This is a genomic window from Enterococcus sp. 3H8_DIV0648 (assembly GCF_002140655.1).
Taxonomy (GTDB): Bacteria; Bacillota; Bacilli; order Lactobacillales; family Enterococcaceae; genus Enterococcus_A; species Enterococcus_A hulanensis.
Genome location: NZ_NGLG01000002.1, coordinates 74,531 through 76,023 on the forward strand (window position 1 = coordinate 74,531; position 1,493 = coordinate 76,023).

Genomic DNA, 1,493 nt, shown 5'->3' on the forward strand with positions numbered 1-1,493 from the left:
AAATAATCAAAAAAAACCGCATAGATTTTAATGTGATTATTCTTTTGTTAAAAATTATAGAGTATTTACAAAAATATTTCAATAATAAATTAGAATGTATGAAAAATATTCTGGAATAAACGAAACATTTATGCCTAATTAACCCAAAAATGTTTGTAAATGATACGTTTTTCCATAGCCGTCGCATGAGCCGTCAATTACACATCGAGGAGTGGTTATTTTATGGAACAACAATCCAGAGGAGAGAATATTTATTTCAGGAAAGATGGGCGTTGGGAAGGTAGATACGCAGTAGGCAGGAAAAATAATGGAAAAATAAAATATGGCTATGTCTACGGGAAAAGTTATCAAGAAGTTGAATCACGACTATTGCCTTTAAAGCAGTCAGCAAAGAAAATGCTTCAGCTATATGGGGAAAGCCTAATGCTGTATGAGGAATGGATTTCAAAGTGGAAAAGGCTCATTCAAATGAACGTCAAGACCTCCACCTTTTCAGACTATTGCTACAAGCTGAACCGTTACCTATTACCGCATTTTGGCAAGATCCCGCTATATCAATTAACTAGCGAAAAAATTCAACAGGTGATTGATGAGAAGCTTGCAAATACTCTTTCGCATAGCAGCGTCCATATCGTCATACGGTTGTTGAGCAAGACACTAAAAAAAGCAAGGGAAGATGGTCTTATCTGCGAAAACCCTTGTGATGCTGCAATACTTCCAAAACGAAAGCCTCAAAAGATCCATGCACTGACCATCCAGCAGCAACGTTCTTTAGTGAAGGCCGTCGAATCTTATCCAGATGAAAAAGGCAAAGCTGCAATTCTTTCTCTGAATACAGGTATGCGGATTGGTGAAATCTCAGCTCTAACATGGGAAAAAATTGATTTTACGAATGATAGGATCTATGTCGAACAAACGTGTCGTCGAGTAATGATCGATGAACAAAAGGAGCAAGGAAAAACCGGATTACACTACGATACGGTCAAAAGTATCGCTTCACACCGGGTTATTCCAATGAATAAGATTGTAAAAAAACTTTTAAAAAATCTAAAAATGAAGAGTAAAAGCAGGTTTGTTTTTTCAATAGAAGAAAAGGGATGCGAGCCAAGAGTGTTGACCTATCATTTTCATCGAATTCGTCAAATTGCCAAGTTGGACAACACTCATTTCCACCAATTACGACACACATTCGCGACGCGATGCTTGGAGGAGAATATAGGTGTGGCTTCTGTAAGTGCATTACTAGGTCATTCGTCGACGAAGATGACTTTGGATGTTTACTCCGATTCTATGCTTGAGGAACGAGTCCATGCCGTAGCTGCGATTGAGCGGATAGCTCTGTAGATAACACTTAAAATTTAAAAAGCCTATTTCTGACTATAAACAAGTGTTTTTTGCTATTTCCAAGTAAGCGCTGACATGGTTAAGGCGGATAAATATTAATTTTTTATTAAGAGAAATTCTTGTTTGATAGATATTATATAACGAGAATT

Annotated in this window: 1 protein-coding gene; it reads left to right on the forward strand. The window is 36.9% G+C overall.

Going from position 1 to position 1,493, the window contains the following annotated elements; genetic code table 11:
* The first annotated feature begins 222 nt into the window (after nt 1-222).
* The gene (locus tag A5875_RS16875; protein ID WP_088934784.1) at nt 223-1,344 is read left to right on the forward strand and encodes a tyrosine-type recombinase/integrase; all 1,122 of its coding nucleotides are present in this window, start codon (nt 223-225) and stop codon (nt 1,342-1,344) included.
* The last annotated feature ends 149 nt before the right edge of the window (nt 1,345-1,493 follow it).

Coding starts and splice junctions, on each gene's coding strand:
- A5875_RS16875 (WP_088934784.1), top strand. CDS start 223: ATGGAACAACAATCCAGAGGAGAGAATATTTATTTCAGGAAAGATGGG.